The 26,948-nt window shown below is 69.2% G+C and carries 27 protein-coding genes and 1 pseudogene; 15 read left to right on the top strand and 13 right to left on the bottom strand.

Annotation, left to right across the window (positions count from 1 at the left end; genetic code table 11):
• Positions 1-21: 21 nt before the first annotated feature.
• Positions 22-1,371 carry a replication-associated recombination protein A gene (locus tag JK358_RS19975; RefSeq protein WP_307817632.1) on the top strand — a complete coding sequence of 450 codons (1,350 nt, stop codon included), beginning with the start codon at positions 22-24 and terminating at the stop codon, positions 1,369-1,371.
• 204 nt (positions 1,372-1,575) lie between these two features.
• Positions 1,576-2,796, top strand: coding sequence for a 3-ketosteroid-9-alpha-monooxygenase, oxygenase component (locus JK358_RS19970; RefSeq protein WP_201949232.1), 1,221 nt, complete (start codon positions 1,576-1,578; stop codon positions 2,794-2,796).
• 6 nt (positions 2,797-2,802) lie between these two features.
• Here JK358_RS19970 and JK358_RS19965 read toward each other — a convergent pair whose 3' ends face one another.
• The gene (locus JK358_RS19965) at positions 2,803-3,456 is read right to left on the bottom strand and encodes a CatB-related O-acetyltransferase (protein ID WP_372440690.1); all 654 of its coding nucleotides are present in this window, start codon (positions 3,454-3,456) and stop codon (positions 2,803-2,805) included.
• Positions 3,457-3,527: 71 nt separating this feature from the next.
• Here JK358_RS19965 and alaS point away from each other — a divergent pair, with 71 nt between their 5' ends.
• From alaS to JK358_RS19940, 5 genes are all read left to right on the top strand, one after another.
• Positions 3,528-6,197, top strand: a complete 2,670-nt coding sequence (alaS, locus tag JK358_RS19960) for an alanine--tRNA ligase (protein WP_201949231.1) — start codon at positions 3,528-3,530, stop codon at positions 6,195-6,197.
• Positions 6,197-6,766, top strand: a complete 570-nt coding sequence (ruvX, locus tag JK358_RS19955) for a Holliday junction resolvase RuvX (RefSeq protein WP_201949230.1) — start codon at positions 6,197-6,199, stop codon at positions 6,764-6,766. The genes alaS and ruvX overlap by 1 nt, the downstream gene beginning before the upstream one ends.
• Positions 6,763-8,340 (top strand): endolytic transglycosylase MltG, encoded by a 1,578-nt coding sequence (locus JK358_RS19950; RefSeq protein ID WP_201949229.1) that lies wholly within the window; start codon positions 6,763-6,765, stop codon positions 8,338-8,340. The genes ruvX and JK358_RS19950 overlap by 4 nt, the downstream gene beginning before the upstream one ends.
• Positions 8,330-9,142 (top strand): shikimate dehydrogenase, encoded by an 813-nt coding sequence (locus JK358_RS19945; RefSeq protein ID WP_201949228.1) that lies wholly within the window; start codon positions 8,330-8,332, stop codon positions 9,140-9,142. Before JK358_RS19950 ends, JK358_RS19945 begins: the two co-directional genes overlap by 11 nt.
• A gap of 79 nt (positions 9,143-9,221) precedes the next feature.
• Entirely contained in the window at positions 9,222-9,704 is a 483-nt protein-coding gene (locus tag JK358_RS19940; RefSeq protein ID WP_232851557.1) for a B-4DMT family transporter, read from the top strand.
• A 79-nt stretch (positions 9,705-9,783) separates the two neighbouring features.
• Here JK358_RS19940 and aroB read toward each other — a convergent pair whose 3' ends face one another.
• The 4 genes and pseudogenes from aroB to JK358_RS19920 form a co-directional block, all read right to left on the bottom strand.
• Entirely contained in the window at positions 9,784-10,902 is a 1,119-nt protein-coding gene (gene aroB, locus JK358_RS19935) for a 3-dehydroquinate synthase (protein WP_201949226.1), read from the bottom strand.
• A gap of 820 nt (positions 10,903-11,722) precedes the next feature.
• Positions 11,723-12,208, bottom strand: a pseudogene (locus JK358_RS39345) (shikimate kinase); the annotation flags it as partial.
• 89 nt (positions 12,209-12,297) lie between these two features.
• Positions 12,298-13,503, bottom strand: coding sequence for a chorismate synthase (gene aroC, locus JK358_RS19925; protein WP_201949225.1), 1,206 nt, complete (start codon positions 13,501-13,503; stop codon positions 12,298-12,300).
• 60 nt (positions 13,504-13,563) lie between these two features.
• Entirely contained in the window at positions 13,564-14,217 is a 654-nt protein-coding gene (locus JK358_RS19920; protein ID WP_201949224.1) for a prepilin peptidase, read from the bottom strand.
• Positions 14,218-14,370: 153 nt separating this feature from the next.
• Between JK358_RS19920 and JK358_RS19915 the strand changes: the two genes are divergently transcribed.
• The 4 genes from JK358_RS19915 to JK358_RS19900 are packed head-to-tail and all read left to right on the top strand — an operon-like array spanning position 14,371 to position 16,898.
• Positions 14,371-15,495, top strand: a complete 1,125-nt coding sequence (locus JK358_RS19915) for a M24 family metallopeptidase (RefSeq protein ID WP_201949223.1) — start codon at positions 14,371-14,373, stop codon at positions 15,493-15,495.
• Positions 15,496-15,533: 38 nt separating this feature from the next.
• Positions 15,534-16,097 carry an elongation factor P gene (gene efp / locus JK358_RS19910; protein ID WP_201949222.1) on the top strand — a complete coding sequence of 188 codons (564 nt, stop codon included), beginning with the start codon at positions 15,534-15,536 and terminating at the stop codon, positions 16,095-16,097.
• 19 nt (positions 16,098-16,116) lie between these two features.
• Positions 16,117-16,620, top strand: coding sequence for a transcription antitermination factor NusB (gene nusB, locus JK358_RS19905; protein WP_201949221.1), 504 nt, complete (start codon positions 16,117-16,119; stop codon positions 16,618-16,620).
• A 20-nt stretch (positions 16,621-16,640) separates the two neighbouring features.
• On the top strand, positions 16,641-16,898 hold the full coding sequence (locus JK358_RS19900) for a YciI family protein (RefSeq protein WP_201949220.1): 258 nt from the start codon (positions 16,641-16,643) through the stop codon (positions 16,896-16,898).
• Here JK358_RS19900 and JK358_RS19895 read toward each other — a convergent pair.
• The 3 genes from JK358_RS19895 to JK358_RS19885 form a co-directional block, all read right to left on the bottom strand.
• The gene (locus tag JK358_RS19895) at positions 16,874-17,458 is read right to left on the bottom strand and encodes a hypothetical protein (RefSeq protein ID WP_201949219.1); all 585 of its coding nucleotides are present in this window, start codon (positions 17,456-17,458) and stop codon (positions 16,874-16,876) included. The two genes, JK358_RS19900 and JK358_RS19895, sit on opposite strands and share 25 nt — an antisense overlap.
• Complete coding sequence (locus tag JK358_RS19890) at positions 17,455-18,375, bottom strand: class I SAM-dependent methyltransferase (protein WP_201949218.1); 921 nt, start codon at positions 18,373-18,375, stop codon at positions 17,455-17,457. The genes JK358_RS19895 and JK358_RS19890 overlap by 4 nt, the downstream gene beginning before the upstream one ends.
• A gap of 62 nt (positions 18,376-18,437) precedes the next feature.
• Positions 18,438-19,391, bottom strand: coding sequence for a quinone oxidoreductase family protein (locus JK358_RS19885; RefSeq protein WP_201949217.1), 954 nt, complete (start codon positions 19,389-19,391; stop codon positions 18,438-18,440).
• Between the two features lie 85 nt (positions 19,392-19,476).
• Between JK358_RS19885 and JK358_RS19880 the strand changes: the two genes are divergently transcribed.
• Positions 19,477-20,082 (top strand): TetR/AcrR family transcriptional regulator, encoded by a 606-nt coding sequence (locus JK358_RS19880; RefSeq protein ID WP_232851556.1) that lies wholly within the window; start codon positions 19,477-19,479, stop codon positions 20,080-20,082.
• Positions 20,083-20,112: 30 nt separating this feature from the next.
• Here JK358_RS19880 and JK358_RS19875 read toward each other — a convergent pair whose 3' ends face one another.
• From JK358_RS19875 to JK358_RS19855, 5 genes are all read right to left on the bottom strand, one after another.
• Positions 20,113-20,751, bottom strand: coding sequence for an NUDIX hydrolase (locus tag JK358_RS19875; RefSeq protein WP_372440688.1), 639 nt, complete (start codon positions 20,749-20,751; stop codon positions 20,113-20,115).
• On the bottom strand, positions 20,752-22,005 hold the full coding sequence (locus JK358_RS19870) for an adenylosuccinate synthetase (protein WP_201949215.1): 1,254 nt from the start codon (positions 22,003-22,005) through the stop codon (positions 20,752-20,754).
• Between the two features lie 11 nt (positions 22,006-22,016).
• The gene (locus JK358_RS19865) at positions 22,017-23,012 is read right to left on the bottom strand and encodes a hypothetical protein (RefSeq protein WP_232851619.1); all 996 of its coding nucleotides are present in this window, start codon (positions 23,010-23,012) and stop codon (positions 22,017-22,019) included.
• A 5-nt stretch (positions 23,013-23,017) separates the two neighbouring features.
• Positions 23,018-24,031, bottom strand: coding sequence for a hypothetical protein (locus JK358_RS19860; protein ID WP_201949214.1), 1,014 nt, complete (start codon positions 24,029-24,031; stop codon positions 23,018-23,020).
• 130 nt (positions 24,032-24,161) lie between these two features.
• A complete protein-coding gene (locus tag JK358_RS19855; RefSeq protein ID WP_201949213.1) occupies positions 24,162-24,611 on the bottom strand; it encodes an SgcJ/EcaC family oxidoreductase in 450 nt (149 codons plus the stop codon).
• An 89-nt stretch (positions 24,612-24,700) separates the two neighbouring features.
• On the opposite strand from JK358_RS19855, the gene JK358_RS19850 reads away from it, so the two are divergent.
• From JK358_RS19850 to JK358_RS19840, 3 genes are all read left to right on the top strand, one after another.
• Positions 24,701-25,021 (top strand): hypothetical protein, encoded by a 321-nt coding sequence (locus tag JK358_RS19850; protein WP_201949212.1) that lies wholly within the window; start codon positions 24,701-24,703, stop codon positions 25,019-25,021.
• A gap of 83 nt (positions 25,022-25,104) precedes the next feature.
• Entirely contained in the window at positions 25,105-25,623 is a 519-nt protein-coding gene (locus tag JK358_RS19845; RefSeq protein ID WP_232851618.1) for a DUF4334 domain-containing protein, read from the top strand.
• Positions 25,624-25,710: 87 nt separating this feature from the next.
• Positions 25,711-26,943, top strand: a complete 1,233-nt coding sequence (locus JK358_RS19840) for an FAD-dependent oxidoreductase (protein ID WP_201949211.1) — start codon at positions 25,711-25,713, stop codon at positions 26,941-26,943.
• Positions 26,944-26,948: the final 5 nt, after the last annotated feature.

Below are 26,948 nucleotides of genomic sequence, written 5' to 3'. Positions count from 1 at the left end.
CCGCTCGGTAGGGTCGTGCGCGTGAGTGATGGGCTGTTCGAGGCGCCGGGAGCGGAGGCCGTATCCGAGGACTTCACGCCGCGCGGACCGGCGGGTGGCGAGAAGTTCGCGCCGCTCGCCGTCCGCATGCGACCGCGCACCCTCGACGAGGTGGTCGGGCAGCAGCATCTACTCGGGCCGGGGTCGCCACTGCGCCGGTTGGTCGAGGGCTCCGGCGCCGCCTCGGTCCTGCTGTTCGGTCCGCCCGGAACCGGCAAGACCACCCTCGCCTCACTGCTGTCGCAGGCCACCGGCCGGCGCTTCGAAGCGCTGTCGGCGCTGTCGGCGGGCGTGAAGGAGGTACGCGGGGTCATCGATCTGGCGCGCCGCCGCCTCGTGCACGGCGAGCAGACCGTGCTGTTCATCGACGAGGTGCACCGCTTCTCCAAGACCCAGCAGGACGCGCTGCTCGCGGCGGTCGAGAACCGCATCGTGCTGCTGGTCGGCGCGACCACGGAGAACCCGTCCTTCTCGGTGGTGTCCGCACTGCTGTCGCGTTCGCTGGTACTCCAGTTGAAATCGTTGACCGAGGACGAGATTCGCGCGGTGCTCAAGCGCGCCGCCGCCGACCCGCGCGGGCTGGCGGGGGAGTACGAGATCGCCGACGCGGCCTACGACCACATCGTCCGGATCGCGGGCGGGGACGCGCGCCGGGCGCTGACCGCACTGGAGGCGTCGGCCGAAGCCTCGCTGGACGGCAAGGTCGGCGTGGAGCTGGTGGAGGCCAGTGTCGACAAGGCGGCCGTGCGCTACGACCGCGCGGGCGATCAGCACTACGACGTCATCAGTGCCTTCATCAAATCGCTGCGCGGTTCCGATGTCGATGCCGCGCTGCACTATCTGGCCCGCATGATCAGCGCGGGCGAGGATCCGCGATTCATCGCCCGCCGCTTGATGATTCAGGCCAGCGAGGAGGTCGGCATGGCCGACCCCACCGCGCTGCAGACCGCCGTCGCCGCCGCGCAGGTGGTGCAGCTGGTGGGGTTGCCGGAGGCGCAGCTGGCGTTGGCGCAGGCCACCATTCACATTGCCACGGCCCCGAAGTCGGGTGCGGTGATCAAGGGCATCGGCGCGGCCATGGCCGACATCTCGGCCGGGAAAGCCGGTGCGGTGCCGCCGCATCTGCGTGACGGGCACTACGCCGGGGCCGCCGCGCTCGGCAACGCGCAGGGTTACCGGTATCCGCACGATCACCCGGATGGTGTTCTCGCCCAGCAGTATCCGCCGGACGAATTGGTGGGCACGGACTACTACCATCCCACCGACCACGGCTACGAGCGTGAGGTCGGACCGCGAGTGGTGAAGCTACGCCGCATCGTTCGCGGCCGCTGACCCGGCGCGGCGGAACGCGTCGGGTGAAGCCGCCTGGCGGGCAAGGAGTTCCATGCGTCGAGGCGCTGTATGCAAGGTTGCATGCGGTGGTCCACGGAGTGTGGTTCTCGCCTCGAAACAGGAAATCCGCGGACGTCCATGATCAACTGATTCCTGTACCCGAGTACCAACTTCGGGTAGCTCCAACGGAATTAGGGAACAACCATGGATGTACCGAAACCTCCGGGACCGCGCGGCAAGATCCGGGAGATCGACGTGGGCGCCATGCCCGCCCGGTATGCCCGGGGCTGGCACTGCCTGGGTCTGACCGAGAGCTTCCGCGACGGGAAGCCGCACTCGGTCAAGGCCTTCGGCACCAAGCTCGTCGTCTTCGCCGACAGCGCGGGCGAACTGCAGGTTCTGGACGCGTACTGCCGCCATCTCGGCGGCGATCTGTCCATGGGTGAGATCAAGGGCGACGAGGTCGCCTGCCCGTTCCACGACTGGCGCTGGGGCGGTGACGGCAAATGCAAGGCGATCCCGTACGCCCGCCGCGTTCCGCCGCTCGCCCGCACCCGCACCTGGACCACCCTCGAGCGCAACGGTCAGCTGTTCGTCTGGCACGACCACGAGGGCAATCCGCCGCCGCCCGAGGTGACCATTCCGCATGCCATCGGCCCGTACACCGCCGTCGACGGCAGCGGGATCGAGCAGCTCGCCGAGGGCTGGACGCCGTGGGAGTGGAATTCGGTCCTCATCGAGGGCGCGAACTGCCGCGAGATCATCGACAACGTGGTGGACATGGCGCACTTCTTCTATGTGCACTACGCCTTCCCGACCTTCTTCAAGAATGTCTTCGAAGGACATGTCGCCACGCAGTACCTGGTGACCAAGGGGCGTCCCGATATCGGCATGGCCGCCGAAACCGGTATCGACGTGCTGATCGATTCCGAGGCCTCGTACTTCGGGCCGTCGTACATGATCAACCCGATGCTCAACGACTACGGCGGCTTCGAGATCAAGACGGTGCTGATCAACTGCCACTATCCCGTGACGCAGGATTCGTTCGTGCTCATGTGGGGCGTCAGCCTGGAGAAGCCGAAGGATCTGCCCGACGAGCACGTCAAGATCTTCGCCGAGCAGCTGGCCGAGGGCGTCAGCGTCGGCTTCCAGCAGGATGTGGAGATCTGGAAGCACAAGACGAAGATCGACAACCCGCTGCTCTGCGAGGAGGACGGGCCGGTGTACCAGCTGCGTCGCTGGTACGACCAGTTCTACGTCGATGTCGCCGATATCGACCCGAAGTCGGTGCAGCGCTTCGAATTCGAGGTCGACACCGCCAAGGCCAATGAGGCATGGGAGGCCGAGGTGGCCGAGAACCTGCGGCGGAAACACGAGCGCGAGGCGCAGGAACAGCAGCAACCGGAACCGGCCGCCCTCGGCTGAGTCGGCTCAGATCACGCCGTTCTCCCGGGCGATCCGCTCGATCTCCGCGGGGGTGCCGCTCATGATCGCGCGGACGTGCTCGGTGACGAGCTCGACGGGCCAGTTCCACCACGCGGCCCGCAGCAGTCGCGCCACGTCCGCATCCGAGTAGCGCTGCTTGGCCACCCGCGCCGGATTGCCGCCGACGATCGCGTACGGCGGCACATCCGCGGTGACCACGGCGCCGGTGGCGATGATCGCGCCGTCGCCGATGGTGACGCCCGGCATGATCAGCGTGTTGTAGCCGAACCACACGTCGTTGCCGACGACGGTGTCACCCTTGGACGGAATCGAGGTGATGATGTCCATGGTCTCGTCGGCCCAGGTGCCGCCGAAGATGGTGAACGGGAAGGTGGACACGCCCTGGGTGGCGTGATTGGCCCCGGCCATGATGAACCGGGTGCCGGTGGCGATCGCGCAGTATTTGCCGATGATCAACTTCTCCGGCCCGAAGGCGTAGAGCACATTGCGGGTCTCGAACTCGGTCGCGAACTCCGGATCATCGAAGTACGTGTAGTCACCGACCTCGATGTTCTCCGATTCCACATGCGGTTTCAGGAAGACCGTCCGGTGTGCGTGCGGGAGCGGGAACGGCTGGGATGGGTCCGGGATCACAGTCACTTCGGCGATGGTAGCCACGGCCCGGTGGTCGGCGGAAACTCGGTGGATCGCAGCCGGTAGGCTGGATACCCGTGCAGACCCACGAGATTCGACGGCGCTTCCTGGAGCATTTCGTTCGTGCCGGACACACCGAGGTACCCAGTGCCTCGCTGGTCCTGCCCGACCCCAACCTGCTGTTCGTCAATGCGGGCATGGTCCAGTTCAAGCCGTACTTCCTGGGCCAGGAGGCACCGCCCTACTCCCGGGCGACCAGCGTGCAGAAGTGCGTGCGCACCGGCGATATCGAAGAGGTCGGCGTCACCACCCGGCACAATACGTTCTTCCAGATGGCGGGCAACTTCTCCTTCGGTGACTACTTCAAGGAGGGGGCCATCACCCTCGCCTGGGAGCTGATCACCAAGTCGCAGGAGGACGGCGGCTTCGGGTTCGATCCCGAGCGCATCTGGGTCACCGCCTACGAATCCGATCCGGAGGCCGCCGAGATCTGGGCGCGCGTGGCGGGAATTCCGCAGGAGCGCATCCAGTTCCGTGACGGCAAGGACAACTACTGGGATATGGGCGTGCCCGGTCCCGGCGGTCCCTGCTCGGAGATCTACTACGACCGCGGCCCCGCCTACGGTAAAGAGGGCGGCCCGGTCGCCGACGAGGATCGCTACCTGGAGATCTGGAACCTGGTCTTCATGCAGGACATCCGCGGCGACCAGAGCCCCAAGCTCGGGTTCCCGCCGATCGGCTCCCTGCCCAAGAAGAACATCGACACCGGCATGGGCGTCGAGCGCGTCGCCATGCTGCTGCAGGGCGTGGAGAACGTCTACGAGACCGATCTGCTGCGCCCGATCATCGACAAGGCCGAGGAACTGACCGGCCGCTCCTACGGTGTCGAGCACACCGACGACGTGCGCTTCCGCGTGATCGCCGACCACGTCCGCAGCTCCGCCATGCTCATCGCCGACGGCGTGAACCCCGGCAACGACGGCCGTGGCTACGTGCTGCGCCGCCTGCTGCGCCGGATCGTGCGCTCGGCCCGTCTGCTCGGCGCCGACAAGCCGGTGATGGCCGAATTCATGAAGGTCGTCAGCGAGCTCATGTCGCCGTCGTACCCGGAGCTGGCCACCGACTTCAAGCGCATCGAAACCGTGGCGGTCGGCGAGGAGACGGCGTTCCTCAAGACGCTCAACACCGGCTCCAAGCTGTTCGACGACGCGGTCTCCGAGGTGAAAGCCAAGGGCGGCAAGACACTTGCCGGTTCCGAGGCGTTCACGCTGCACGACACCTACGGTTTCCCGATCGACCTGACCCTCGAAATGGCTTCCGAGGCAGGGCTTTCCGTGGACGAGGACGGCTTCCGCTCGCTCATGGCCGAGCAGCGCGCCCGCGCCAAGGCCGACGCCGCCGCGCGCAAGCACGCGCACGCCGACCTGTCGATCTACAAGGAATTCGTCGATCGCGGCCCCACCGAGTTCACCGGCTTCGACGAACTCGCCACCGAGGCAACGGTTCTCGCGCTGCTCAAGGACGGCGTGCGGGTGCCGGTGGCCGAGGAGGGCTCCGAGGTCGAGGTCATCCTGGACCGCAGCCCGCTCTATGCCGAATCCGGCGGCCAGATCGCCGACCGCGGCTCCATCGTGTCCTCGGCCGGGCTCAAGGTGCACGTCAACGACGTGCAGAAGATCGCCAAGAAGCTGTGGGTGCACAAGTCCACCGTCGAGGCGGGCCAGATCGTCGAGGGCGACACCGTGCTCGCGCAGGTCGATCCGTCCTGGCGGCGCGGCGCGACCCAGGGCCACTCCGGCACCCACATGGTGCACGCGGCGCTGCGACAGGTGCTGGGCCCCAACGCCGTTCAGGCCGGCTCCATGAACAAGCCGGGCTACCTGCGCTTCGACTTCAACTGGCAGGGCCAGCTGTCCGAACAGCAGAAGGCCGATATCGAGGCCATCTCCAATGACGCTGTCGCCGAGAACTTCCCGGTGAACACCTTCGTCACCGACCTGCCGTCGGCGAAGAAGATGGGCGCGATGGCGCTGTTCGGCGAGAACTACGGCGACGAGGTGCGCGTCGTGGAGATCGGCGGACCGTTCTCCATGGAACTGTGCGGCGGCACGCATGTCGAGGCGTCCGCGCAGATCGGCCCGATCACCCTGCTGGGTGAGGCGTCGGTCGGTTCCGGTGTGCGGCGTGTCGAGGCGTTCGTGGGCCTGGACTCCTACAGGTACCTGGCCAAGGAGCGGGCGCTGCTGGCCGGTGTGGCGTCCTCGCTGAAGGTGCCGTCGGAGGAGGTGCCCGCGCGCGTCGAGCAGCTCGTCGAGCGGCTCAAGGCGGCCGAGAAGGAACTCGAGCGCACCAAGATGGCGGCGGTGCTGTCGTCGGCCGGTGGTTTCGTCGAGCGGGCGCACCGCCTCGGCAAGGTGCTGCTGGTGGCCGAGGCCGCGCCGGCGGGCGTGGGCGCGGGCGATCTGCGCACCCTGGTGTCGGATATCAAGGGCCGCTTGGGTTCCGAGCCCGCCATCGTGGTGCTGCTCGGCAATGCCGACGGCAAGGTGCCGTTCGTGGTGGCAGTGTCCAAGGCCGCGCAGGACCTCGGCTTCAAGGCCGGTGATCTGGTCGGTGCCTTCGGCCCGAGCATCTCCGGCCGCGGTGGCGGCAAGCCCGAGATGGCGCAGGGCGCGGGCTCGGATCCCTCGGGAATCGAGGCCGGTCTGGCCGCGGTGCGCGCACGGGTGGCCGAGCTCGCCGGGTGATGGCCGCCGACTCTTCGGACACGCCGGGCGGCCACAGCGCCGCCTCGGATAAATCACCACGGCAATTCACTGCGGATCGTCCCAATTGCGAGGATGATCCGGGGCGTGGACGGCGTATCGGCATCGATGTGGGCACCGTCCGCGTCGGTGTCGCCTCCAGCGACCCCGACGGCGTTCTCGCCACGCCCGTGGAAACCGTGCCGCGCGCCAAGAAGGTGCGCCCCGGTGAGCTCGCTCCCGACCTCGAAAGAATTGCCGAGATTGTGCGGGAGTACGAGGCCGTGGAAGTGATCGTCGGCCTGCCGCGCACCTTACGCGGGGAGAGCGGGTCTTCGGCTAAGCTGGCGGCCACCTTCGCGGGCCGTTTGCGGAGCCTGATCGCACCGGTGCCGGTGCGACTTTCCGACGAACGTTTGACTACGGTGTCTGCTGCACGCGCGTTGCGGGACAGCGGAGTTCGCGCTCGCGGGCAGCGGCAGGTCATCGATCAAGCGGCCGCCGTATCGATCCTGCAGGGATGGTTGGACGAACGGAGTTCGCAGTTGAAGCCGCGCGAGGATGATGCATGACCGACCGTTGGACGCGAGCCGAGGAACGCTACCGGCAGAACGCGGAACGCCGCTATCGCCGGGACGACGTGGACTGGGCCGACGCGGACGACTACGAGGACGACACCACTGTCATCCCGCGCTACACCGATGACGACGAGCAGTTCGCCGAGGACGACGGACGCTACGCCGGTCAGCCGGGGCGCTACACCGACGACGACGAGCTCTACGACGAGGACGAATACCTCGACGAGCCCGCACCCCGGCGCGGTGCGGCGCGACGTAGCGAGGAGCCCGCACCCCGGCGGGTCGGCCGTCGCGAGGAAACCGCCGAGCGGCCCGCACGCGGCCGCGGCGGCGACCGGGAACGCGGGGGCCGGGCCAAGTCCGGCGGCCGCGGCTCCCGGCCCAAGCGGTCCCGCGTCGCCTCCCGCAAGGCGGCCGAGCGCAAGCGCCGCCGTCGCAACCTGCTGATCATCGCCAGCGTGTTCGCCGTATTGTTCGTCGGCGCAGTCGGTTTCGCGGCCATGAAGATCATGAACCGCTTCACCCCGCCCGAGGACTTCGCCGCCGGGTCCACCGGCCCCCTCGCGGTCGTGCAGGTGAAGGACGGCGACACCGCCACCCAGATCGCCAGGACCATGTACGACAAGGGCGTGGTGGCCAGCAGCGCGGCCTTCTACGAAGCCGCCGTACAGAACTCGGGGATGAACTCGGTCCAGCCCGGGTACTACTCGATCGCCACCCACAGCCCCGCCGCCGAAGCCGTCACGGCCCTGGTCGGCAAGGACTCCCGGGTCGGCAACCTGGTCATCTCCGAGGGCCGACAGCTGCACGACTCCAGCGACGTGCACACCGGCGCGCCCAAGGAGGGCATCTACCGCAAGATCGCCGACGCCAGCTGCGTCGGCACCGGCACCGCCGCCAAGTGCGTCACCTACGAGCAGCTGGACCAGGCCGGGGCCACCGCGGATCTGTCCGCACTCGGCGTGCCGTCCTGGGCCATGGACCGGGTCAAGGCCGTCACCGATCCGACCCGCCGCATCGAGGGCCTGATCAGCGCGGGCACCCTGGACTTCGACCCCAGCGGCAGCGCGGTGCAGATCCTGCACCAGCTGATCACCGAGAGCGCGGCCCGCTACGAGGTCACCGGGCTGCTGCAGTCCGGCAAGTCCAACGGGCTCAGCCCCTACGACACGCTGGTCGCCGCCTCCCTGGTGGAACGCGAGGCGCTGCCGCAGGACATGTCGAAGGTGGCGCGGGTGATCGTGAACCGGCTCGCCGTCGACCAGCCGCTGCAGTTCGACTCCACCGTGAACTACACCCTCGACAAGACCGAGGTGGCCACCACCGACGCCGACCGGGCCCGCAAGACGGCCTGGAACACCTACGCCATGTCCGGACTGCCCGCCACCCCCATCTCCTCGCCGTCGCTGGACGCGTTGAAGGCCATGGAGAATCCGGCGGCCGGACCGTGGCTGTACTTCGTCACCATCGACAAGCAGGGCACCACGAACTTCACCGAGGATTACAACGAGCACCTGCGAAACATCAAGAAAGCGCAGGAAAGTGGGATTCTCGACAGTGGACGGTGACATTCGCAAGGCGGCCGTACTGGGCAGCCCGATCTCGCATTCCCGTTCGCCGCAACTGCATCTCGCGGCCTACCGCGCGCTCGGGCTCGACTGGACCTATGAGCGCATCGAATGCACCGGGGAGCAGCTGCCCGGACTGGTGGACGGGCTCGGGCCGGAATGGGTCGGGCTGTCGGTGACCATGCCGGGCAAGGTCGCCGCGCTCGAGTACGCCGACGAGCGCACCGACCGGGCCGAACTGGTCGGATCGGCGAACACCCTGGTGCGCACCGACACCGGCTGGCGTGCGGACTGCACCGATGTGGACGGCGTGCGCGGCGCACTGCAGGGCGGGGGAGTCGAGCAGGTCGAGCGGGCGGTCGTGGTCGGCGCGGGCGGTACCGCGCGGCCCGCGATTCTGGCGCTGGCCGAACTGGGCGCGCATACGCTGACCATCGTGGCGCGGGACCGGGGGCGGGCGGCGGACACGCTGGATCTGGCCGAGCGCCTTGGTCTTTCGGCGGAGGTCATCGACTTCGACCCGGAGACACTGCTTTTCGTGTGCTCCGATGTCGACGCGGTGGTCAGCACGGTGCCGTCCGCCGGTGCTGCGCCCGTGGCGGATTCGATCGCGGTGGCGCCGGTGGTCCTCGACGCCATCTACAACCCGTGGCCCACCCCGCTCGCGGAAGCGGTCGGCCGGGCGGGCAATACCGTCATCAGCGGTCTGGAGATGCTGCTGAACCAGGCCTACGGGCAGGTCGAGCAGTTCACCGGCAAGCCCGCGCCGCACGAGGCCATGATCGCCGCGCTGGCCGAGTGACCGGCGGCCCGGCGCCGGATTCAATTTCTGGAACGGGTTTCAATTCTGTGATCGACTGCGACAGGTTAAGGTGATCCCCATGAATGCGTGGGTGTTGCGTGCCGTAGGTCTCGGGGCGCTGACCGTGGTGCTGCGAACCGTGCTCGGCTTCGCCATGGTGTATTTGCCGACCGCCGGTTCCTGGCTGCGGATACTGTGCCTGATCGTGCTGCTCGCAGCCGTCATCACCTGGGGTGTGCTGGACGGGCAGGCCGACCGCCGGGCCAATGCCGATCCCGATCGCGGCGCCGATCTCACCATGCGCTGGCTGTACGCCGGTCTGGCCGGCGGGCTCGGCAGCGGCGTCGTGGCCTGGATCCTGGACTTCGTGCCCAAGTTCGACCTGGGCGACAACGGACTGCTGTTCGAGGTCACCTCCGCGGCCTCGTTCATCATCCTGCTGATCTTCGTGCCCGCCGTGGCCGGTGTGGCGCTGGGCCGCTACCTGGTCAGCCGCAATGGCGAGAAGTCCGACGGTGCGGCGGACACCGTGGTGCTGAACAAGGAGACCGCGGGCGTCTGACCCGCCGTGGCGGGACCTGAAACGGCAAGTGCCGCATCCACTCTCGTGGATGCGGCACTTCGCGTATCAGGGGTGTCCGTCAGAGCAGGATCGCGCCGCCGGCCGGACGGTCCTCGCGGGCGATGGCCGAATAGGCGGCCGCCAGCAGCGACGGATCCGGGCCCTCGAGGCGGCCCGGCTTGGCCAGACCGTCGAGCACCACGAAGCGCAGCACACCCGACTGGGTCTTCTTGTCGGTCTGCATGGCATCCAGCAGCTGCGGCAGCGCGTCGGCGTCGTAGCTGACCGGCAGGCCGATGCTCGCGAGAATCGTGCGGTGCCGATCGGCGGTGGCGTCGTCGAGACGTCCGGCCAAGCGGCCCAGCTCGGCCGCGAACACCAGGCCGACCGACACAGCCGCGCCGTGCCGCCACCGGTACCGCTCCCGCCGCTCGATGGCATGACCGAGGGTGTGCCCGTAGTTCAGGATCTCCCGCAGGCTCGACTCCTTGAGATCCTGCGCGACGACATCGGCCTTCACCTGGATGGCGCGGCGCACGAGTTCGGGCAGCACCTCCCCGGCCGGATCGATCGCGGCCTCGGGATCACGCTCGACGAGCTCCAGAATCACCGGGTCGGCGATGAAACCGGCCTTGATGATCTCGGCCATCCCGGCCACGATCTCATTGCGCGGCACCGTCTCCAGCGTCGCAAGATCCACCATGACGGCGGTCGGCTCATGGAAGCTGCCGACCAGGTTCTTACCCGCCTCGGTATTGATGCCGGTCTTCCCGCCGACCGCGGCATCCACCATCGCCAGCAGCGTGGTGGGCACGTGGACGATCTTGACCCCGCGCATCCAGGTCGCGGCGACGAAGCCCGCGAGATCGGTGGCAGCGCCACCGCCGAGGCTGATCACCACATCCTTGCGGGTGAGCCCGATCCGCCCGAGCACCTCCCAGCAGAACCCGGCAACCTGCAGATCCTTGCCGTCCTCGGCGTCCGGAATCTCCACCCGGTGCGCGTCGATCCCCTTGTCGGCCAGCGCCTTCCGCACCACCTCGGCGGTCTCCGCCAGCGGCGGCTGATGGAAGATCGCCACCGTCCGCACCCCGGACTGCCCGGTCACCTCATCGACCAGATCCGTCAGCAATCCCCGCCCGATGATCACCGGATACGGGTCGGCGGTACGGACCTCGATGCGGGTCGGCTCGCTCATCAGCAGCTCTCCTCCGTAACTGATCCCGCCACACGGCGGGGAAGTATCGGGCTCCCCGCACGGGGGGAGATGACGTACACGTGCGCGCCGATGCCCCACCGGCGCGGTGAATCCCGGTGCGTGCTGTCGCGATGCGCAAGGCGGTGCGCTGGAATCATGGCGCTGCGCCTGACGCCGGGGCGGGATTCGGATGGGCCGGTGCGGGTGCCGTGGATGCGGTCGACCCGGTGGCGCTCGGTGCCGGAGCTGCCGATGTGTCCGGCGAACCCTGCTCGGTGGATTGCTGTCGGGCGCGCGCCCTGGCGCGGCGGGCGCGGGCGCGGCGGGAACGACCGGCTCCCGGGGCGGCCGGGGTGCCGGATGCGGACTGCCTGCGGGTGTCGGTGACCGAGCCGCCGGGATCAGCGGATGCGGGTGCGGCCGCATTGTGCTGGGCGGAAGACGAATCCACGCCGCCGTTCGCGGTGGGCGCGGTGCCGCCGCCGGTCGGGGCGATGCCGGTGCCCGCTGTGGCGGCCGGTGTGCTCGTCGTGGTGTCGAGTGTGTCCGCCGCGGTGTCCGACGCGCGGCCGCGGCGACGGGATCGCCTGCTGCGGCGGCGTTTCGGGGCGTCCTGCTGGTCGGCGCTGTCGCCGTCGGCTGCCGGAGCGCCGGTGGTCGTATCCGATTCGGCGGCAGTGGCTTTCGTGGCGGGCTCGGCGTCACCGCGACCACGGCCGCGGCGGCGTCGCCGGCGGGAGCGGGATCTGCTCGCGCCCTCGGCGGGCGGGGTGATCGGCTCGGGGGTCGGAAGCTCTTCGGGGAGAGCGGATTCCAGGCCGAGCTTGGTCAGGATCATCCGGACCACGCGACCGGGGGAGCGGCCGTCGGTGCGGACGCGGACCGTCGCCACATCGCGGTAGAGGGGGCGACGGATCTTCATCAGCTCGCGATACTTCTTGGCCGGGTCGTCGCCGTTGAGCAGGGGGCGGTTGCTGCTCGCGCCGGTGCGCCGAAGCCCTTCGCCCACACTGATTTCCAGATAGACCACGGTGCGGCCGCGCAGGAGTTCGCGGGTGGCGGCGGACAGCACGGAGCCGCCGCCGAGGGAGATGATGCCGTGACCCGCGAGGACCGCGTCGCGCACGACCTGTTCCTCGATGCGGCGGAACTCCGGCTCACCGTCCTCGGCGAAGATCTCCGGAATGGTGCGGCCGGTCTGCTCCTCGATACCGGCGTCGGTGTCGTAGAGGTCCAGCCCGAGCTCGCGCGCCAGCTTGCGGCCGATGGTGGACTTGCCCGCGCCGGGCGGACCCACCAGCACCACGGATAGCCGCTGCGCGTCGTCCCCGGTGGCTACCTCCGCATCCGGCGGGACGTCGCCTTCCGGGCGTCCCGCCGAATCGGTCTCATCGGTCACTGCGGTGCGTTGCCCGGAACGTGCGGGCGGGCGTTGACGCGCTTGAGGTAGGCGTTGATGTTGTCGACGGTTTCGGGCAGTGAGTCGCCGCCGAACTTCTCCAGCACGGCCTGGGCGACGACGAGGGCGACCATGGCCTCGGCGACGACACCGGCGGCCGGGACGGCGCAGACATCGGAGCGCTGGTGGATGGCCACGGCCTCGCCGCCGGTGGACATGTCGACGGTGGACAGGGCGCGCGGCACGGTGGAGATCGGTTTCATCGCCGCGCGCACGCGCAGCGGTTCGCCGTTGGTCATGCCGCCCTCGAGGCCGCCGGCGCGGTTGGTCGAGCGCAGCACGCCGTCGGGGCCGGGGCGCATCTCGTCGTGGGCCTGGCTGCCGCGGCGGCGGGCGGTCTCGAACCCGTCACCGACCTCGACGCCCTTGATGGCCTGAATGCCCATGAGCGCGCCCGCTAGTCGTGAGTCCAGGCGGGCGTCGCCGCTGGTGAACGAGCCCAGGCCGACGGGCAGGCCCTCGATGACGACCTCGACCACCCCGCCGAGGGTGTCGCCGTCCTTCTTGGCGGCTTCGATCTCGGCGATCATCGCGGCCTCGGCGTCGGAGTCGAAACAGCGGACCTGGCTGGCGTCGATGGCCTCGAGATCGGTGGCGGTCGGGACCACGCCGGTGGTGTTGGCGGCCGCGCCGATGGACACCACATGGGAGATGACCTCGACGCCGAGGGCCTGGCGCAGGAAGTTCTTGGCGATGGTGCCGGCGGCGACGCGGGCGGCGGTTTCGCGGGCGCTGGCGCGTTCGAGCACATTGCGGGCATCGTCGAAGCCGTACTTGAGCATGCCCGAGTAGTCGGCATGGCCGGGGCGCGGGCGGGTCAGCGGCGCGTTGCGGGCCATGTCGGCGAGTTCGGCCTGGTCGACCGGGTCGGCGGACATGACCTGGGTCCACTTGGGCCATTCGGAGTTGGCGACCTCGACCGCGACCGGGCCGCCCATGGTGCGGCCGTGGCGCACGCCGCCGACCAGGGTGACCACGTCGGCTTCGAACTTCATGCGCGCGCCGCGTCCGTAGCCGAGCCGACGACGCGCCAGCTGCGCGGCGACGTCGGCGGAGCTCACCTCGACACCGGCCACCATCCCCTCGACGATGGTGACGAGAGCAGGGCCATGGGATTCTCCGGCAGTTATCCAGCGCAACACGGGTTACATCTTTCCATGTCAATTGCCTTGGCTGGACACATGGTCCGGCACATACGGCGATTACGGCACCACGACCAGCGCCAGCAGGCTCGCCACGCACATGGCGGGGCCGTGCGCGACGGTGCCGTCCGGCGTGCCCGGACCAATCGAATCCCGAGGTAGCGCGGTGGACGGCTCGTGCTCGCGCGGCGAGGTGAGGGTGGTGGTCGACACTGAGCTACCGACTGCCGGTGTGCGCGGGTTCACCCGAGCGCCCCCTCGCTCGAGACGGGCGAACCAGCAGCCGCCCAGCCACGACGCGGTCGCCGGCCCGGCTCGGCTTGCGAGTGGGGCCGGGCCGGTTTCCCGGCCGGGAGCCCTGTGCGCCAGCAGTATCCCGATACCCGCCGCGGCGGTCAGGACGGGCGCGGCCAGTGCCGCCCACACCCAGACCTGCGCCCCACCCAGCGCGGTGGCGGCCCCGAGACCGAGCGCGAGCTTCACATCCCCGGCTCCGAGCGCGTCCGGCGCGCAGAGGTGCAGGAGGAGATAGGGCACGGCCAGGAGTAGCGCGCCGACCGCGGCCGTCGCCCAACGGCCTTGGGCCAGCCCGTATATCGCGATGACGGCGGCCCCGGGCAGGGTGAGGACGTCGGGCAGACGCCGCGATCGGAGATCGATCACGCTCAGTGCCGCACACCAGGCGGCGAGGAGGAGCAGGGCTGCGATTTCCATGTATTCAGGATCACGGCGCGGAGCGCGCGGCGGGCCGCGTGAGCGCGAAATGTGGAGAACCGCTTGGTATGTGAACAACCGGGCTTTCTCGTCGCCGGTCCACATTCACGTGTTGCCGTCGGTGTTGCGGCGTGTCGGCGGTAGCTTGGACGCATGTCTGCTGATCACGATCCGGGCGCGCGGCCGAACTACGCATGGCGAAGGGCATCGCTGCGGGACCTGCTGGTGGAGAACCGCGTCGACGCGCTACTGGTCACGGATCTGATCAATATCCGCTATCTCACCGGATTCACCGGATCGAATGCCGCCCTGCTGGTCTACGCGTGGGACAGCAGCGAGGACCGCACCGTCATCTGCACCGACGGCCGCTACATCACCCAGGTCGGCGAGCAGGTGCCGGATCTGCGCGCGGAGATCAACCGCGCCAGCGCCCGCCGCGTCCTCGAGATCGCGGGCGAGTGGCAGACCGGCCGGGTCGGTTTCGAGAGCCATATCGTCACCGTCGACCAGCATCAGGGTTTCCAGGCGCTGAAGGCGGGCCTGGACCTGGTGCCCATCCCGGGCCTGGTCGAACAGTTGCGCATGGTCAAGGACGGCTACGAGGTCGCCCAGCTGCGCGCGGCCTGCGATGCCGCCGACGCCGCCCTGGCCACGCTGATCGAGCGCGGCGGCCTGCGCCCCGGCCGCACCGAACGCCAGGTGGCCCGGGAACTCGAATGGCTCATGTTCGAGCACGGCTCCGAGGCCGTCTCCTTCGAGACCATCGTGGCGACCGGCGTGAATTCGGCTGTCCCGCACCATCGCCCGACCGACGCCGTACTGGCCACCGGCGATTTCGTGAAGCTCGACTTCGGCGCGGTGGTCGGCGGCTACCACTCCGATATGACCCGCACCTATGTCCTGGGCCGGGCCTCGGAGTGGCAGCGCGAGATCTACGAACTGGTCCGCGCCTCCCAGCAGGCGGGCCGCGAGGCGCTCGCCCCGGGCGCCGCCACCAAGGCCGTCGACGCCGCATCGCGCAAGGTCATCGAGGCGGCGGGCTACGGCGACCTGTTCGTGCACGGTCTCGGACACGGTGTCGGCCTGCAGATCCATGAAGCGCCCGGAATCGCCAAAACGGGCACGGGTACACTACTCGATGGCGTGGCGGTGACCGTCGAGCCAGGTGTGTACTTCCCAGGCCGCGGCGGCGTCCGGATCGAGGACACGCTCGTGGTTCGCAAGGGGGGCCCGGAACTGCTCACCCGCACCAGCAAAGACCTGACCGTCGTCGACTGACGCGCGGTTGTATACGACTAGTAGGAGATCCGAGGACAGTGGCGGACACCAGCGACTTCAAGAACGGCCTCGTGCTGAAGATCGACAATCAGCTCCAGCAGATCGTCGAGTTCCAGCATGTGAAGCCGGGTAAGGGTCCCGCCTTCGTGCGCACCAAGCTGAAGAACGTCGTCTCCGGCAAGGTCGTCGACAAGACCTTCAACGCGGGCGTCAAGGTCGAGACCGCCACCGTCGACCGTCGGGACATGACCTACCTGTACCACGACGGCTCGGACTACATCTTCATGGATGGCGACACCTACGACCAGATCCACCTGAGCGAGCAGCTGCTCGGCCGCAATGCCGGCTTCCTGCTGGAGAACATGGGTGTGCAGATCGCCATGCACGAGGGTGAGGCGCTGTTCGTCGAGCTCCCCGTCGCCATCGACGTGGTCGTCACCCACACCGAGCCGGGCCTGCAGGGCGACCGCTCCTCGGCCGGCACCAAGCCCGCCACCGTGGAGACCGGCGCCGAGGTGCAGGTGCCGCTGTTCATCAACCAGGGTGACAAGCTGCGCATCGACACCCGCGACGGCTCCTACATCAGCCGCGTCAACTCCTGACGCGCGGATAATGGTGACCGTGGCCGATCAGCCCGACAAGAAGTCGACCTACAAGAAGCTCGGCGCGCGCCACAAGGCCCGCCGCCGCGCCGTGGACCTGCTTTTCGAAGCCGAGGCCCGCGATGTCGACCCCGCGGAACTCCTCGCCGAACGCGTCTCGCTGTCCGTGCGTGACGATTCGGTGGCCCCGGTGAACCCCTACACCCGCGTCCTGGTCGAAGGCGTCGCCGACGATCTGGACCGGGTGGACGGCACCATCGAGTCCTACCTGCAGGATTGGACGCTGTCCCGGCTGCCCGCCGTGGACCGCGCCATTCTGCGCGTGGCGGTGTGGGAGTTGTTCCACGCCAACGACGTGCCGCCGGTGGTGGCCGTCGACGAGGCCGTGGAGCTGGCCAAGGCCCTGTCCACCGACGATTCGCCGTCGTTCATCAACGGCGTGCTCGGCCGGGTCGTCGAGGTGGCCCCGCAGGTGCGTGCCGCCGCGGCCGCGACCCGCGCCACCCCCGCCACGGACGAGTAATTCCGAAGGAGTAGCGCAGGGTGCGCAAATATCTGGTGATGGCCATGCGCACCCCGCGCTTCGACTCCACGGTGATCGAGCCGCACAAGCAGTGGCTCGACGCCGTCCGTTCCCGGGGTCAGCTCGTGGAGACGGGCAAGTTCACCGACGGCTCCGGCGGTGCGTACGTCCTGCTGGCCGAATCGCTGTCCGCCGCACAGGCTCTGGTCGAGACCGACCCCATCCACACCACCGGCGCCTCCGAACCCACCGTCTACGAGTGGGAGATCACGGGCTGAGGCCCGTGCATTTCGAGAATCACCGCCGTGCCCGCGACCGGGCGGGCCTCGTGCATGGCGATGGTGTCGCCGACGACCAGATGTGACCAGCCCGACGGCTCCAGCGGCAGCAGCCGCACCGTCGCGGTGCCGCCCGGCGCGAGTTCCGGCACATCCTCCACCCACAGTGCCGCAATGCGCAGTGCGCGTGCGTGATTCGGGTCGTGGGAGCCGACATCCCAGAAGGGCCGCAGCGTGCCCGCGCCTGGAATCGGCGAGCGCCTGGCATTCGGGACCAGCGCGAGTTCACAGCGCAGGATGCCGGTGTGCGATTCGGCGGCCCGCCAGCGACACCAGGCGGCGGCGCGGCCCAGCCGCAGCTGGCGTGCGGCGGTGAGCAGCAGCTCCCAGAACGCGACCGGCATCGGATGGGTGCCGGCCAGCTCGGCGAGCAACTCGAGCGCGACCTCCCACTCGTCGTGATCGAGATATGCGCGGACGTCGGCGGTGGTGCCGCCCGTCGCGGAGGCTTCCCGGGGAAGCAGATCGCATGCGGCGACCAGGATTTCGGTGGTGCTCACGGGTGCGTCGGCTTCCCTTCGCCACTGTGCGGCCGCGCGTCGCGCGCGCCGGATCCCGGGACGGCCCGGCCGGATTGCGCTGGGGGACCGGGTTTCGTCGCGGCCAAGCCGTAGAGCAGGGGGATCGCGGGGTCTGCGGCGGGGAGTCGCCACCAGCCGTTGTCGGTGGGCCGCATCCGTTTCCAGCGTGGCCAGGGGAGCATGTCGGATTCGTGCAGGCCGGTGATGTGCAGGCCCACGCCCAGCAGGGCGTTGATCACCTCGCCGAGGCCGTGCCGCCATTCGTGCGCAGCGGTGGCTTCGGTGAGTTCGGGGCCGTCGGTGTAGGTTCGGGCGCTGTCGCGGTGTATGGGGCCGCGGCCCTCGAGGTAGTCGTCGGCCAGCAGCAGGGCGTCGGGGTCGGCGCCGGGCGGCGGAGTCGGGTCGAGGGCGTGCAGCAGGGGATGGAATTCGACGATGTAGAGCAGGCCGCCGGGGCGCAGGAGTTCGGCGAGGACCGTGGCCCAGCGGGGCAGGTCGGGCAGGTAGCAGAGCGCGCCCTTGCCGGTGTAGACGATGTCGAATTGCCTGTGCCGCAGAGCTTCCACGGCGTCGTGGACGTCGGCGCAGACGTATTCGACTGCGTCCCCGGCGAGTTCGCGGGCGTGGCGCAGGGATTCGGCGGAGAAGTCCAGGCCGGTGGCGCGTGCCCCGCGTTTCGCGAATTCGATTGTCTCGGTGCCGAGATGGCATTGCAGGTGCACCACGTCGCGGTCGCGGACATCGCCGAGGACATCCCACTCGTAGGGGGCGAACCAGAAGGAGGAGTCGCGGCCGCGATAGAAATCCGAGTTCGCGTGGATGGGGGCTCGCGCATCCCAGTTGTCGCGGTTGGCGCGGAGGAGGTCGATCCGGTTGTCGGAGTCCACGGCCGCCATCGTACGACTCGCAGCGGGTTCGGTCCTCGACTGCGCGGATCGAGGACCGTATGCCCGATTCGCTACGGCTGCAGGATGATCGTGCCGAGCGGCACGCGGTCGGCGATGAGCTGGTGGGCCGCGTTCGCCTGGGCGAGCGGCAGCACGCGGTCGATCAGCGGCGTAATCGATCCTGTCGCAGCGCGTTCCAGGGCTGCCGCGCGATTCCGGTCGACCCCGGCCAGCCAGGCCGCGCCCGAACATCCGGTGAGGGTGAGGCCGCGCATGATCAGATCCAGGGCGGTGACCTGCGCCGGCGCTCCGGACAGGAAACCGTAGCTGAGCATTCGGCCGCGCAGCGGGGTCATGAGGTCGAGCAGGATGCGGGCGCTGTCGCCGCCGATCGCGTCGAACACCACGTCCACCGTTGTGCCGCCGAGGATTTCGGCCAGGCGGGCGGGCCAGGCGGGATCGGTGTGATCGATCACCTCGTCCGCGCCGAGTTCCCGGGCCCGATCGGCCTTGACCGGCCCGCCCGCGGTGGCGATGACCCGCGCCGCGCCGAACTCCTTGGCGAGCTGGGTCAGATATCCGCCGATTCCTGTTGCCGCGGCTTGGATCAGGACGGTTTCGGTGCCGGTCAGGGCCGCGGTGTCCAGCAGGGGCAGGGCGACCGACATGCCCATGGTGACCGCCGCGGCATCGATCGACGACAGCCCCGCCGGGATCGGTGTCACGGATTCGGCTGGGACGCATACCTGTTCGGCATAGGTTCCGAAGGCGTTGCTCGCCGCCAGGACCCGTTGACCGATGAGCCCGGTGTCGACGCCCGCCCCGGCTTCGCGCACCACTCCGGCTGCCTGGGTGCCGAATACCAGGGGCATCGCCGCGGGGAGGGGGAAAGCTCCCGAGCGCAACAGGGTTTCGGGATAGAGCACCGGCACGGCCTCGGTGCGGATCAGCACCTGCCCGGCCTGCGGCTGGGGCGTGGGCACCTCGCGCGCCACCAGGACATCGGGTCCACCCACTGCGGTCATTACGATTGCCTGCACGATAACCTCATAAATTGACTGACAGTCCACTTGCCTGCTGAACAATATGGACCGTCGGTCAACTTTGCCAATGAAAGTGCAGGAAATGGCCGCTGAACAGCGAAAAGAACGGGCCGACGCGGCGCGCAACCGGCGCGCGATCCTCGACGCCACCAGCGCGCTGCTGGCCGAACACGGCGCCGAGGGCGTCACCATGGACCGCGTCGCCGCCGCGGCCGGCGTCGGCAAGGGCACTGTCTTCCACCGCTTCGGCAGCCGCGCGGGCCTGCTCCACGAACTCATGGCCGAACCGGCGTTCACCCTCATGGCCGCCATCACCGAGGGGCCGCCCCCACTCGGCCCCGGCGCCCCCGCCCCCGACCGCCTGCTGGCCTTCGTCGACGCCATGATCACCATGGCCGCCGATCACGTGGAGTTGATGGCCGCCTCCCGCGCCCTCGCGCTACCCCCGCACCCGCGTACCGCGGAAATCCACGGCACCTGGTTCGGTCACGTCGCCACGCTGCTGCGGGAGATCCGCCCGGATCTGGACGCCGAGACGGCCGGGCCGCTCCTGCTCAGCATGATCAGCACGGAGTACGCGGCCACCGTGGCTCGAGCGGGTGGGGTCGACCGCCTGCGCGCGTCGATACTGGACATCGTCCGCTCGGTCGTGCGGGGCGCGCCCGCTCGATAGGCCGAGCAGCGGAGCGGACGCTCCTTCTCGTCAGGCCGTGCGGTCGAAGGCCCAGACGGCGGCCGGGCGGCCGGTGGCTTTGACCCGCACGCGTTCTCCGGTGCGGGTGAGGCCGGGCAAGGCGGCGAGGGTGCGGTTGAGGTTGCCCGGATCGGGGCGCGCGCCGTCGAGGGCGGTGGTGAGTTCGACCGCGCGGGTGGCGGGGAACTCCTCGCCGACCATGGCCCGGGTGAAAGTCAGGTCCTTCCACAGCATTCCGGCCAGCAGCTCGCGGGCGGCCTCGATGATGCGGTTGTGGTCGAAGGCCAGCGGCGGGACCTTGTCGAAGGGCACCCAGGTGGCATCGGAGGGGTGGTCGGCGACGACGGCCCACATGGCGATGGAGAGGGTGGGTCCGCGCGGATCGCGGTTGGGTTCGTCGAAGGTGGCGAGCTGACCCACCGCCGTGATGGCGGCTTCGGGGGCCCCGAGTTTGGTGTGCACGGCGCGGCGGGCCGCGGCGACGAGGCGTTCCCCGCGGCCGAGCAGGACACCCGGGAGGGCGAGTTCACCGGCGAAGGGCTCCCACTGGCGTGCGGCGACGCCGAGGGTGAGGGTGGGGTCGTCGGGGCCGTAGCGCAGGGTGACGACGTCCAGGGATACTGCGGATTGCTGCTCCACGTCGAACAATCATGCCGCAGTGGGCACTCGGAGTGTGCGAGCGGACCGGTCGGGCCCGTCGGCGGTGAGGACGACGGGGACACCCAGTGCCCGCTCCAGGTACGCGGGCACATCGGCGGGGCGGTCGGTGAGTACGGGGACGGCGGCGGTCAGCAGGTCGGTGAGCCGCTGCTGATGGGCGAGATCCCGCCATTCGCCGGGTGCGATCCGGTCGAGGTAGCCGTCGGGGGTGAGATAGCCGGTGGCCGTGCGGATATCGGCCGCGGCATCCAGATGGTTGAGGACGAGGCCGTCGATCCCGCCGCAGACCTCGACCGCGTAGCGCAGCAGGATCGGATCGAGGTGACCCTGCCGGAACGCGCCCTGGTAGACGCCGATTCGATTGTGCGGCTCCGGAATTGCCAGGTTCGCATCCTCGGTGGGGAACGGTCCCGCGCCGTGCCGGGTCAGGTACGCGCGGGTCACGCCCAGTACCCGGCTCGGCGCGCCGATGCGTGCCAGCATGGCCCGGGCATTGCGCGGTTCCACCGTCGACCAGGTGGTGTACGGATGCAGTCCGCGCCATTCGTCGAGGAGCACCCCCTGCGCGCCCTCGAACACCAGGCGGCCCGCCTCGGCGAAGCCACGCAGCTGATCACCCGGCAGGATGGGCACCGCCCGCGCGAACTCGGTGTACACCTGCATCAGTTCGTCGATCGGGTCGTAGCGGTGTACGCCCTGCCCGAGCAGTGGCCGGTACTGCTCCTCGAGCGCGAGGAGCTTGCGCCGCAGCACATCCGGTCGCAGGCAGTCGCCCACGCGCGGGGCGTCGTGGTCGAGGGCGTAGCGCGCGGTCTCGCCGATGCCGATACCGCACGAACCGTGCCGGGAGGAACCCCTCGCGTCCTCCCGGCAGCGGTTGGCGGCCCCGTGGATCGGGGTGGTCAGCAGGGCGCGTTCGTCGAGGTGCAGCAGCGACAGCGGATCGGTGACGCCGAGTGCGGTCAGCGCCCGCGCCTCGGCGGCCAGGGCGATCGGCTCCACCAGCATGTGCTGGGACAGCAGGGTCGGCACCCGCGAGAACGTGCCGGATCCGAACTGCCGGAAGGTGTGCTGTCGTTCGCCCGCGACCACGGTGTGGGCGGCCTGCGCGCCCCCGTTGAAGCGCACCACGGCCGCCACCTCCAGTCCGGCCTCGGGCGAGCACAGCCAGTCCACGGTGGCGCCCTTGCCTGCGTCGCCGAAGCCGAGGTCCACCACGATCAGGTGACTGTCGCCGAACATGCTGTGTCCCTTCAGTTCCCGAAGCAGACGTCATCGTCGCCGCGGGTGGCGGCGGGCAGTGCGCCCACGCTGCGGGTGCGGCCGTGCCCGGCCCTGCCCAGCGGGGTGAGGGCCTTGCCGACGGCGTCGGCCTCGCCGATGGAGCCGATATCGCGCAGATCCGCCAGGCCCGCACCGAGATCCACGCGGTCCTCGTTGATGCCGATGGTGAGCGCGATGAGCTCGCACACCGCCGCGGGATCGTCGAGCCGCAGGAAGCGTTCGCCGAGCAGGCCCCGCCAGTGTTCGGCGATCTCGGGATCGTGGTAGTAGCTGGACTGATTCGGCAGGATGTAGTGCACATGCCAGCGGTCGGCCAGTTCGCGGTAGATCGACTCGACCGAAATATCCTGGTGCACATCGTCTCCGATGCGGGATCGGATGTGGCGCGCGCCGAGCCGGGGCTTGTTCAGCTCATCGCCGACCAGGAACAGGTAGCCTTTGCGGCCGCGCTTGTCCCAGGCGTCGGTGGCGATGTGCCGGGCCATGAAATACGCGGCCAGTTCATAGCTTTCGGACTTCTGCCCGCCGCCTCCGCCCTCCAGCAGGATGAGGCGCAGCTGCTCGTCCATCCGGTTGTCGGATTCGAACTGGCCGACCTGCAGCGGAACCCGGTCGCTGTCGGCGTCGCCGATGGCCCCGAACAGGATCTGCGGATCGTCCGCGTAGCCCTTGCGCTGCAGCAGCCCGTGCAGCTTGCCGAGCTTCTCCTGCATGATGCGCGGCACCATGCCCATCGACCCGGTGACATCGAAAAGTACTGCGATGGGCAGGGATTCGCCGTGGTCGTCGGAGTCGCGGCATTCGCGGACCGTCACCCCCTTCGGATCGAGCGAGGGGTGCGCGGTCCACCTGTCGTAGGGGATGGCGCGCATATCCGCGGTGTAGCCGAAGTCGTCGAGTCCGCGGGCGGCGCGGAAGGTGCGCGCGGCATCGTAGGCGCTGTCGTCCCAGTGGCCGTAACCCATGGTGATCACTGTCCTTTCGTGAGCGCGAACGGCCGGAAGCGGCGCTTCCCGTAGAGCCGGTCGAGCAGGTCGTCGAATTCGCCGAGCAGGGACGCGGCGTCGGGCCGCAGTCGCGGGTCGGCCTGCAGGCAGCCGGAGGCGAAGGCGCGCAACGGATCCGGCGCGCGGTCGCCGAGCATGGTGAGCATGAGCCGATGTGCCAGGTACACATCGGTTTCGGGGCGCACGGCGGTGCGGATCTCCGGCGGATGGCCGAGGAAGCCGAGGGTGGCCGCGGCGGGTGTGCCGGGGCGGGTCGCGAACGACCAGCCCGCCAGCACCACGCCGTGCAGGCGCGGGTGGATCAGCACATTGGCGGGGGAGATCGCGGTGTGCACCCAATTCGCCAGTGCCGCACCGGCGAGGCAGCGCAGCAGGCGGCGGTGCATCCAGGCGTAGTCGCGGGGATCGAGGCCCTCGGGGTAGGCGATGCGCACGTCGTCGAGGGTCACGAACTCGCCCGTGAGCGCGCCCAGCACATTGATCGTGCGGTGTTCGCCGGTGGCCGGGTCGTGGTGATCGACGGTGTCGGCGAGAGCGGGGAAATAGGGCCGTAACCAGGGATGGTCGTCGGCCACGGCGGCGATGTCGCGCAGGGCGTTTCGTTCGCCGGCGAGCAGGCGGTTGGCGGCGGCGCGGCGCGGGATCTTCACCACGTGCTCGCTGCGCGCGAGGTACACGTCGGCCACCGAGCCCGTGGCGTGCAGGGCTCCGACGGTGTACCGGCCGTGCGCCCCGATGAGGTCGAACGTCTCCGTGCCCAGGGCGAGCCACTCCCGGTACAACTCGGCGAGCCGCGCGAAAGCCGCACTGTCGCCCGCGGTCCCGCCCGCGTGATCGGGATGCACCAGCTGGGCCAGCTGATGGTATCGGCGGCGTGCGGCCTGCCGGGTCGCGGAATCGCTTGCGGCAGTGCCGAAGAGGTCTTCGGGGGAGCGGGCCGATCCGATCGTGCCGGCGGCGTCGCGCACTGTCGTCATGAGTTTTAGGCTAAACGACTAAAACGGTAGACGCCAGCGATTTCGGGAACTTTCTTGTCAAGAAGACCAAAAGTAATGCTTCGGCCCCGGCCGGGGGTGTACGGAACCGGCCGGGACCGAACCGAGGCCGCTAACCGGCCTGCGGGACCAGGGTGTTCTGCCGCGCGCTCACCCACCAGCGCCCGTCCTGCTTCACCAGGACGTACAGCGCGCGCATGGCATCGTCACGATCGATGGGCTGCCCCTCGGCGGTGGTGGCCCGCGCCCCCTTGTGCGCGATCGCCACATCGGGTCGCAGGAAAGCGATTTCGAGCACCTCGTACCGCACGTACTCATCCTTCAGGAAACCCGCGAGCCCCGCCCGGCTGGCCTCCAGCACGGCCTCCCGCCCGCGCTGGAGTACTCCCATCGCATTCCCCACGACCGCGTTCTCCGCCAGGTCCGCCACCATGAGCTCCGCGTCATTGGTGTTGTACGCGGTCTCCACATTCCGGATGACCTGCGCGATGGCCGCCCGATCCGCCGTGTGATCGACGCTGTCGTCCGCGATGACCGGCGCTTCGCTCTTCGCTGTGCTCATGAGTCGATCTTGATACCTCAACCACACTCGAGGTCAACGGGATCCGGACGAGTCGATCGTCACATACCCTCATCCCACTCTCGGATCAGATGAAGCGCCCGCAGCCCCTGTGCCATTCGGCGCAGATCCCACGTCCGATCCGCCCCGGGCGTGGTATCGCCCAGGAGCAGGTGTACATCGAGATCACCTGTGCCGGAAACGGTTACCCGCGTGACCGGGTCGTCGAAGCCGAGGGCGACCACGTCGTCGCCGGCAGCATGCGCGTATCGGGGCTGATATCCAGCGGAAAGCGTGGAATCACCCCGTCCGCTGGTGCGTGGGCGGTGGGGGAGGTGCGGTTGCGGCTCGGTGGGGGTGGGGTGGAGTGGATGGCCCGAGCGGTGGTGCGTCAGGGGGCTGAGATAGTTTGATGGGAAGTTTGTCATTCACTCGTGCGAGGAGGCTCGTGGTGGGCGCGGAGGATTCGGCCGTGGACGGCGCGGCGCGGCTGGGGATGTTGCTCGAGAGTGGATGCACTCCAGAGCAGGCGTGGGAACTGTTCGACAGTCTGCCCGCGGCGCGAGTGGAGGCGATCACCACCGGGCGCTGGCGCGGGCGCGAACTCGACACCGGACATCCGTGGCAGGGCGTGCTGGTCGAATCCGGTTGGTACGGGAAGCAATTCGACGACGCCGACAGTGTGCAGCCGCTGCTGTTCGCGGAGCCGGACGGGACGGTGTTCGCGGTGGATCCCCGGCGGGTGCCGTTGTTCCTGGCGGGGAAGGTGCCGGTCTCGGCTATTCGGCCGCTGCGCAGGTCGCTGGGGTTGATGCGGCCGCTGTTGAGTACGCGGACGCCGCGGGCACGGCTGCGGAATCTGGAGTTCCGCGGTGAGTCCGGCGCCGCGATGATCTACGACCATCTGCCGATCATCGACATTTTCCGGAGGGTGGACGAGGACACTCTGCTGGGGGTGATGGATCTGCGGGGGATGCGGGAGCCGTACTTCTTCGTGCTGTTCCGGGATCGGTAGGTCCGTTCGCGGGAAGGGCACTGCCGCCCGGTGTTTCGGGCCTACCATCGGGGGAACGGATGGTTGCCGATTCGGGAGGTGGGCCCGATGGAACGTACGACCTGTCTCATCGCCGGTGGTGGACCGGCGGGCATGATTCTCGGGCTGCTGCTCGCGCGGGCCGGGGTCGAGGTGACGGTGCTGGAGAAGCACGGGGACTTCCTGCGTGATTTTCGCGGGGACACCGTGCATCCCACCACCCTCGAACTGCTCGACGAGCTGGGGCTGCGCGAGGAGTTCGCGAAACTGCCGCAGCGCCGGTTGAATTCGGTGCAGATCCCGATCGCCGGTCGCATGCAGACCGTGGCCACGCTCGAACATATTCCGGGGCGGCACAAGTACATCGCGATGGTGCCGCAGTGGGATCTGCTCGATCTGCTGGCCCGCGCCGCCGACGCCGAGCCCGCCTTCCGGTTGCGCATGAACACCGAGGCCGTGGACCTGCTGCGGACGAACGGCACGGTGTCGGGCGTGCGGTATCAGGCGAAGGACGGCACCGCCGGGGAGATCCACGCCGATCTGGTGGTGGCCTGCGACGGCCGCACCTCCGCGCTGCGGCTGGCCGCCGGTCTGGGTTCGCGCCGCTGGGCCACCCCGTTCGACGTGTGGTGGTTCCGGTTGCCGCGCAACGACACCGACCCGGCGGGCGCGGTGCCGGTGCTCACCCGGCATCGCGTCGCGATCATGCTCGATCGCGGCGACTACTGGCAGGTCGCCACCCTCATCGCCAAGGGCAGCGACCCGGCGGTGCGGGAGAAGCGTCCGGTCAGCGATATCACCATCCCCATGGCCGACGCCGTGCCCTGGCTGGCCGACCGCGCCGAAGCCCTGCAGGGCTGGGACGAGGTGAAACTGCTCGACGTCAAACTCGACCGCCTCGACCGCTGGTACACCGACGGCCTGCTGTGCATCGGCGACGCCGCGCACGCCATGTCCCCGGTCGGCGGGGTCGGCATCAACCTCGCCATCCAGGACGGGGTGGCGGCCGCGAGAATCCTTGCCCCGAAACTGCTGTCGGGCACGGTCACCACCCGCGACCTGGCCCGCGTACAACGCCGCCGCACCCTGCCCACCGTCGCGGTCCAGGGTTTCCAGCGGCTCGCGCACGCCCGCTTCATCCGCCCGGCGGTCGCGGGCGAACTGAATATCTCCAACGCCCGCGAAACACCGTTGGCGCTGCGGGTCTTCCGACGCCTGCCGATCATCCGCAGCATTCCGCCGACGCTGATCGCGCGCGGCGTATTGCCCGAGCACGCACCGGAATTCGCCCGCCGCCCGTGACCGGA

Source organism: Nocardia acididurans (assembly GCF_016741815.1).
Classification (GTDB): domain Bacteria; phylum Actinomycetota; class Actinomycetes; order Mycobacteriales; family Mycobacteriaceae; genus Nocardia; species Nocardia acididurans.
The sequence above is the reverse complement of the archived record's forward strand: the minus strand, read 5'-3'. Positions and strand labels throughout refer to the sequence as shown.